Source organism: Kitasatospora sp. NPDC001225, assembly GCF_053597855.1.
Genome location: NZ_JBSFJC010000224.1, coordinates 1 through 8,360 on the forward strand (window position 1 = coordinate 1; position 8,360 = coordinate 8,360).

Annotated in this window: 4 protein-coding genes; all 4 read left to right on the forward strand. The window is 68.1% G+C overall.

The genetic code is table 11. The annotated features are described in order from the left end of the window. Positions 1-280 (forward strand): hypothetical protein (locus ACWDCZ_RS37630; RefSeq protein WP_449818274.1); only part of this gene is annotated, 280 nt, incomplete at its 5' end. 342 nt (positions 281-622) lie between these two features. Beyond that, complete coding sequence (locus ACWDCZ_RS37635) at positions 623-2,803, forward strand: trypsin-like serine protease (RefSeq protein WP_449818275.1); 2,181 nt, start codon at positions 623-625, stop codon at positions 2,801-2,803. Positions 2,804-3,031: 228 nt separating this feature from the next. Further along, on the forward strand, positions 3,032-7,615 hold the full coding sequence (locus tag ACWDCZ_RS37640) for a polymorphic toxin-type HINT domain-containing protein (protein ID WP_449818276.1): 4,584 nt from the start codon (positions 3,032-3,034) through the stop codon (positions 7,613-7,615). Between the two features lie 8 nt (positions 7,616-7,623). Next, on the forward strand, positions 7,624-8,226 hold the full coding sequence (locus ACWDCZ_RS37645) for a hypothetical protein (protein ID WP_449818277.1): 603 nt from the start codon (positions 7,624-7,626) through the stop codon (positions 8,224-8,226). Positions 8,227-8,360: the final 134 nt, after the last annotated feature.

Genomic DNA, 8,360 nt, shown 5'->3' on the forward strand with positions numbered 1-8,360 from the left:
GAGCGGGGAGATATCTGGCCGTACTCGGGGAATCCCGTGGCCGCAGATTGCGCCGTATGTGGCCGCCAGCTGGGAGGATGCCACGGCCGCCGTCACCGATCTCCGCCGCTCGGGGGTGCCAGGTGGTTGTCAGGTGCTCCACGCGATACGGGAGATTTTGAACGGGAGACCAATCCCTCGCCGTCCAGATCTGATTGAAGATTTCCTTATTCTCCTGGTCCACGGCAAGCCCCCCTTTATCCGGCGGCGGGTCGATCCCGATGATGTCCAGCTGTCCTGACGTTCTCCCCCCGCGAACCTGGTTTCGGCCACTTGTACGCCGCTGCCCTGAGGTCCGATGGGCCGTCAAGGTGCTCAGCTACGAGCGACAGGCCAGACGGCACATACCCAGGTCAGGCCACTGCAGTGGGGGTTGGCTTCATGTCACCGGGTGCCGATAGAGGGAGAATCCTCACGATTTGTGCACCCCGTAGACCATTATTGCCTAAATTGTAAATTACGGCCGCATTTGCAGCACTTGCCCGCAATTAATTCATTGACTGCCAACCTATCTTTCCGATAGCGTGCGATCGGCAATTTTATGGTTGCTTTACGTCTGAATTTTCCGTTTTGGAGGATTGGTTTGCGTAGGGTTAAGAAACCGGTACTGCTGCTCGCAGCGCTGCTGGCCGCGCCGGGAGCCGCGGCCTCGACACCCGCCTGGGCGGCGGAGAGCGCCGCGCCGCTTGCGGTGGAGGCGTTCGCGTACCCGGGCGCCGCGAAGATCCTGGCCGAGCAGAACATCACGGTGAAGACCGGAGACGGTCACATCCGCCTCGCCGACTGCACCTCCGAGTCGGGCCTGGTGCGGATCGTGCGCCAGGTCGCGGCGCCGTTCGAGGTCTGCTTCAAGGTCACCGGATCCTCCGGATACCTCGCTCTGGAGACCCCCAACGTCATCAACATCAAGGGCGACAACCACGCCATCAAGGCGACACTCAGCGCCGAGGGCACCACCAGCAGCGTCGACATCAAGAAGAACGACTGGACGCCGGTCGGCGAGGCCGACAACTCGACCGGTAACAAGCCGTCGGTGCTCCTCGAACTGGTCGCCACCGACGGCACGCCCGCCACCGTCCCGGCCTCCGACTTCCCGGCGGTCGGCTCCCTCAGCGCGGGCGCGCCGGGCCGGGCCGGATCCCGCGGCTGCACCGCGACCCTGATCGACCCGCTGTGGGTCCTCACCACGGCGAGCTGCTTCACCGGCGACCCGAACGCTCTCGCCCCGGGCCTCGCTTTGGCCGGGAGCACCTTCACCATCGGCGGCCGCAGCAACCCGCTCACCGAGGTACACCCGGTCGACATCGGACGGGACGCCGTCATCGCCCAGCTGACCGTGCCGGTCTACGACGTCACCCCGGCCAAGACTGCCACTGCGGCCGTCGCCGCCGGCACGACCGTGAAGGTGGCCGGTGCCGGCCGCACCACCAGCACGTGGTGGAACGGAGTGCGCACCACCGACCAGACCGTCGGCACCGTCTCCGCCTCCACCGTCGACCTGTCGCCCGCCGCCGGTGCCGGACCGCTCTGCGCGGGCGACAACGGGGCGCCGCTGTTCAACGCCGCGGGCGAGATCACCGCGCTGGTATCCCGTGCCTGGCAGGGCGGCTGCCTCGAGACCCCTGCGGGCGAGACCCGCACCGGCGCGTCAGCGACCCGCGTCGAGGGCATCGCCTCGGCCATTACCAGCGCCAAGGCGGGCAACGGCCGGACTCTGCAGACCGGCACCAAGCTTACGTCCGGCACGTCGATCACCGGCCTGGACCTGAAGCTGACCATGCAGGCGGACGGCAACCTGGTCGTCACCCACAAGCAGGTCGACGGCGGCGTGCTGTGGTCCACGGGCACGTCCGGCAACAACGGCGCATGGGCGTTCATGCAGCCGGACGGCAACCTCGTCGTGTACAAGAGCGGGGACCCGACCGACGCCAACGCCCTGTGGTCCACGAAGACCTACGGCAACAGCGGCGCGTTCCTGCGCCTGCAGTCCGACGGCAACCTCGCCCTGAGCAAGGCCGACGGCAGCGCCGTCCTGTGGTCCAGTGGCACCACCCGCCTCGACCCGAAGGTGAGCAGCGGCACCAAGATCAAGTCCGGTCAGTGGGTCCAGTCGCAGTCCGCCGTGGTCGAGATGCAGCAGGACGGCAACCTGGTGCGCTACCGCCGCAGTGACGGAACCACCACCTGGCAGACCAACTCCGCCGGGAACAAGGGCGCCTGGGCACACGTCCAGCCGGACGGCAACTTCGTCGTCTACAAGAGCGATGGCAACCCTGCCACCGGTGCCGGCGTCCTGTGGGGATCCAACACCTGGGGCAACGACGGCGCATTCCTCAAGCTCCAGAATGACGGCAGTCTCGTGCTCTACAAGAAGGACGCCGCCGAGACCGCCGCCAGCTCGGTCTGGAGCACCGGCACTTTCCGCCCCGAGAGCAAGCTCGCCGCCGGACAACAGGTCTACACCACCACCACCCGCCTGGTCATGCAGTGGGACGGCAACCTCGTCCTCTACCGCCTCAGCGACGACACCATCCTGTGGGCCAGCGGCACCTACGGCAACAACAACGCCTACCTGAAGATCCAGAACGACGGCAACGCCATCGTCTACAGCGCCGACGGCAGCCGCTCCCTGTGGGCTACCGGGACCTTCTGGTCCGCCGGCGCCTTCCTGAAGGTCCAGGACGACGGCAACCTCGTCGTCTACAAGGCCGATGGCGGCGAAGGCATTGGCGACTCCATCTGGGCCACCGGCACTCACGCCTGACGTCGGCCCAGTCCGATCGCAGCGGCATCACGGGCCGTCCGTCGGCTGGCTCAGGCAGGCCGTCCCACGAACGCCCGGAGCCGAGCGCTCGGCTCGGCCGGTCTCGCCGCATCGCCGGGCCGGGGTCGCGACACCCCGGCCCGGCACGCTCTTTGACCTGGCAACGACCCACCGCTCGACGTCGCCTCAGTGAAGGCCGCGACCACAGAAGGAGCTTTCGGATCCTCGATGAAAACCACCAGTAGGACATGGACACCCTGGCGGCGTGGCGCCGTCGGGGTGGCGGTCGGCGGCCTGCTCGCCGGCCTGCTCGCCACACCCGCATTCGCCGCCGAGGGGCCGCCGATCGGCCCGGTCCCCGACCGGGTCGCGGCGATCGCCGTCTGGAAGGACGGCGGCCCGGCGGTCAGGCAGGCCGCCGAAACCGCCCTGGCCGGCTCCGACGGCGACGTGGCCGCGTTCCTCGCCACCGGTAGGACCGCCGCTTCCGAAGCCGACCTGCGCGTCCGCGTCGAGGATGTCACCACGACCTCCGGCCCGTGGGTGCGCGCGGCAGCGCTGAAGGCGCTGGCCGGTAGCGCGGCCGACGTCCAGGCGTTCGTCGACGGCGGCTACAAGCGGCCGTTCGAGGACGACCAGCGGCTGAAGCTGTCACAGATCATGTCCTCCGGCGGCCCGGCCGTGCGCAAGGCCGCCGGCCTCGCGCTGGACGGCGGCATCGACGACGTCAACGCCTTCCTTGCCACCGGCCAGTACCGGGCACGGGACGACGACGACCGCCTGAAGTTGTCCCAGCTGATGTCCACAGGCAGCACGGAGGTGAGGAGGGCCGCCGGCCTCGCGCTGGACGGCACCATCGACGACGTCCGGGAGTTCCTGCGCTACGGCTACCAGACCGCCGCCGCCCACGACCAGGAAACCCTGACCATCTCCCAACTCGCCGACCTCGCGAGCAACGCTGTCGACCAGGCCGGCGAGCAGGCCCGGGAGGCCGAGGACGCCGCCGCCAAGGCCCTGGCCGCGAGTGCGCTGGCCAAGCAGGCCGCTGAGAAGGCCGCTGCGGAGACCAAGGCGGCGAAGGGCGACGCGAAGAAGGCCTCCAACGCCGCGGCGAAGGCCGCGGATGCGGCCGAGCGGGCCGCGAAGGCCGCCAAGCAGGCCTCCAGCGCCGCCGCCAAGGCCAACGAGGCGTCCCGGCAGGCCGCCGACGCGGCCGCGGACGCGGCCCGTGCCTCAACAGCCGCGGGCAACGCGTCGGCCCAGGCCCAGGACTCCGCCGCCAAGGCCGCCGTCAACGCCGCCGACGCGGACAAGGCCAAGAACGCGGCGGTCACCGCGAAGAAGTACGCCGGCGAGGCGCAGACCATCGGCGAGCGCGCCCAGTGGGCGGGGCAGGCCTCCCTGCAGGCCGAGAAGGCGGCCGCCGCCGCCAAGGAAGCGGCCGCCAACTCCGACGCGGCCGCAGCCGCCGCTCTGGAGGCCTCCAACCAGGCCGGCGTCTCCGAGGAGGCCCGCGACCGCGCCAAGGCCGCTGCCGACCGCGCCCGAAAGGCCGCTGCCGAGGCCCACCGCGCCTGCGACGCCGTCCAGAAGATCGCGGCCGAGGCCCGGGCCGCGGCCGCCGAGGCCCAGCGCGCCGCCGACTCCGCCGCCGTGCACGCCGGAGCCGCAGCGGACGCCGCCCAGCAGGCCTTCGAGCACGCCGGCGATGCCGCTCTTGCGGCCGCCACCGCCGAAGCCGCCGCAACCGCGGCGCGGCAGGCGGCCGACGATGCCGCTGCCGCCGCGACCCAGGCGCACAAGATCGCCGATCTCGCGCGGGCCTCGGACGCCGAGCGCCTCGCCGCGCAGCAGGCCGTCGAGGTCGCGTCCGCGGAACAGGCGTATTTCGAGGAAGCGGCGAAGGCGAAGAAGGCTGCGTGGGAGTCGGGCAAGGCCACCGAGCTGGCCGCCGCCACCCAGCGTCTGCTCGGCGAGGCCACGGCCGCCGGCGTCGATCCGTCGGTTGCGGTCGCCAAGGGCCGTCTGGCCGCGACCCGCCTGCTGAGCTCCGGCGGGCCGTGGGTCCAGGTCGCGGCCCAGACCGCGTTGGGGGGCCACGACGCGGATGTTCTGGCGTTCCTGAGCACCGACTTGGCGCTCGCGCGAGAATACGACGACCGCACCAGTGTCCTCGCGAAGGTTGCCGCCTCCACCAAGCTGGAGCAGCGGCTGGCCGCTGAGACCGCCTCGGTGGGGACCCTCGATCAGGTACGGGCGTTCCTCGCCACTGGTGCCTATCCGGGCAAGGACGACGACGACCGGCTCGCCCTGTCGCAGATCATGTCCTCCGGCGGGCCGCGGGTGCGCGAAGCCGCCGGCAAGGCACTGGACGGCAGCATCGACGACGTCCGTGCGTTCCTCGCGACCGGTCAATACGCCGCACGCGACGACGACAACCGCCTGCTGGTCTCCCAGGCCATCTCCGTCGGCGGACCCGAGGTCAAGGCCGCGGCCCAGGCCGCCATGTCCGGCCCCACCTCCGGCCTCGCCCTGTTCCTCGCCATCGGCCTGCCCAAGGCCCAGCACCGCGACGCCGTCACCGCCGCACACGTCGCCACCATCTCCTCCTACCTGCAGGCCATCGACGGAAACACCGCCCTCGCCCGCCAGTACGCGGCACAGGCCGCCCAGTCCTACGCCACCGCCCGCGGCGCCGCCGACGAAGCCGCCACCTACGCCGGCCAGGCCCAGGCCTCCGCCACCGAAGCCGCCGACTGGGCCGCCCGGGCAGCCGAATCCGCCCGTAAGGCCAAAGCCAGCGCCGACCAGGCCACCGCCTACGCCGCCCAGGCCCGCGCCTCCGCCGCCAGCGCCGACGCCGACGCCCGCAGCGCCGACCACTCCGCCACCGCAGCCGCCGCCTCTGCCGCCCAGGCCCGGCGGTACGCGAGCGACGCGAAGAAGGCTGCCGACGACGCACTGGCCTCCAAGCTCGAGGCCCAGGCCAGCGCCGCCGAAGCCCACAAGGCCGCACTCGAAGCATTCAAGATCGCCTACCAAAAAATGCAGGACGGCAACGCCGCAGGCGAGATGGAGTCCGAGACCGCGGTTGTCGACGACCTCGGTCGCGTGTCCTACATGGACGCGATTCCCAGCGGGGAAATGAAACAGGAGATCGTCTTCGACGAGAAGTACGGCAAGGGCCTGCAGGCCTGTGTCGACGCCGCCAATTTCTTCAGCAGTTGGATGAGCAATGCGAAGTGGCACCGGGGTCCCACCGGGGAAGAGATCTGCACCTTCCCGGTCAACGTCAAGGTGACTGGTGATGTCGACTATGTCTTGAGAACATGTCCCGATGCCGGTCTCACCATCGCCGCCTGCCACGGCAAATACAACAACGACTGGGTGACTAAAACCCTCTTCACCAAGCATCTCGATAAAGTCCAGGTGGAGAGCTCGTACGACCTTCTTTCCAGCGAGTACATGGAGCGGTACAACTGCTACTCGGCTCCCGCTGGCTCCCGAAATTGCCAGACCCTGGAGAGCTCGAAGATCGTAGTCCACATCCTGGTCGGTGACTTCATCGAGTGCTTCAAGAACCCCGGCCTCAACTCCTCCTGCGCCTGGGCAGCGTCCAACGTGCTCCCCTACGCGACCCTTGCGAAGGCCGCCAAGGGCGTCGTCGCCTTCCGCTATGCGATGGAGGTCGGCGGCATGACGATCGAGGAGGCCAAGCTAGCCCTCCAGGTCAGCCTCGACGGCTTCAAGGACGCCGCCATCGGCAATCTGTTGGCCAGCGCGGACGCCCTGGCCGCATTCCGCCTCAACCTGAAGAACGGCATGGGCATCGACGAGGCGCTTTCTGTGCTTCGCAAGGTCCAGGGCATGGATGCGCAATTGCTCAGGGAGGCCGAGCTTGAAGGAGACGTCGCGAAAGCAATGGAGGAGGTGGCATCCGGGGGCGGCTGCCTGACCAACAGCTTCCCGCGTGGAACACAGGTACTGCTGTCCAATGGCACCTATCGCGACATTCGCGACGTTCACACCGGTGATGTGCTCTTGGCATCCGAAACCGTTTCCGGAATTGACAGGCCGCAACCCGTCACGGCCACGTTCGCCCACAACGCAAACCATCTGACCGAGATCCGTACGGATCGTGGCGACGTCCTCGCTACGACAGCAGGGCACCGGTTCTACGTCGAAGGTTCCGGCTGGACCACCGCAGACCGGCTGAAGAGTGGCGATCTCCTCAGGGGACCTGACGGAACGATCGACCGGATCGCGGAGGTTACTCAGAGCGACAATGAAGGCCCACAACTGGTCTATGACCTGACCGTAGCCGGCGACCACACCTTCTTCGTCCGCCCCGACGACGGCGAGGGCCCCGGGGCACTGGTCCACAACTGCAACAATCTGCTGCGTGCGCAGAGCGAATTCGTCGATGCGCACACACTTTCAAAGCACGTCGAAATTTCACCAGAAGGCGCAAAGGCCGAAGCAATCAAAAACTCGGAAAAGGGCCTTTCGCCGTTTACGAGTGTATTCACCGACCGTCAGACGGCCCAACAGGTGGTAGACTACGCCATCGCCACCAAGAATGCGGAAAGCCCACGGGCGATCAGCGAGTGGCTCAGCGGCAGAGGACCGTTCCGCGGCCGCAACTTCGAGATCAAGGGCTATTTCGGATCGGATTCCAACCCGATTGGCCAGGTCTACGGGATCAGAGGCCTGATTGGACCATCGACCAACAGGTACGTGGTCGTCCTCAAGGCAGCTCCGGGCTACAAGCCAGGTGGATTCTACGTTCTCACCGCCTACCCGGAGATCTGAGGAGAATCATGCGGGAAGAAATTCCCCCCGACCCGTTCGACTACGGCATCACCGGCCTTTCCACTCAGTTTCACCTTGATTTCGAAGGAACGCCGCTTGATGTCGCCCGAAAGTGGGCCTGCGCCGACGCCGCGCGATTGAAGGACGACATTACCCGCCTCGGCCACCCAGACCTTCCAGAGCGGTCGGTATCCACTGTGTGGCGCGCGGCATCGGGACTGGTGGGATTGTCCGGCATCCGTTCCTGGATGGCGGAGGTCACTGAACTCTGCGATCTCCACCTGGCCCAAGGAGGTGTATTTCCTGCACCGGCAGCGGACCGGGCAGAATTGGCCGGCGAAGTGCTGGCCGAACTCGGAGCGGTCGCCGACGCACTCGATCTCGCCGCCAGGCAGAGCCTCTACCCGATAGAAGAGGTGGCCAACGCCCTTGATCAAACGATCCGGCTTGCGGGTCCGAACCTGGGGTTCCGATTCTTTCTGCGCTGCCTGATCCGCTACTGGGTCAAGATCGATGGCATGACCTATCGTCGGTTCGTTTTGCTTGGTGATCGCCTTGGGTTGGGCGAGCAGACCGTTCCTGCCTGCAGGCATCTGTTGATGGAGGACTGACCTGCGCGGCGGCCGCGCTCGACGACCTTGTCGTCTTGTGCGGGCCCGCGGCGCCCGGGGGGCCCCCGGGGGCAAAACCGCCGGGGGGGGGGGGTGGGGGCCCCCCCCCCCCACACCCCCCCAAAAGGAAGAGA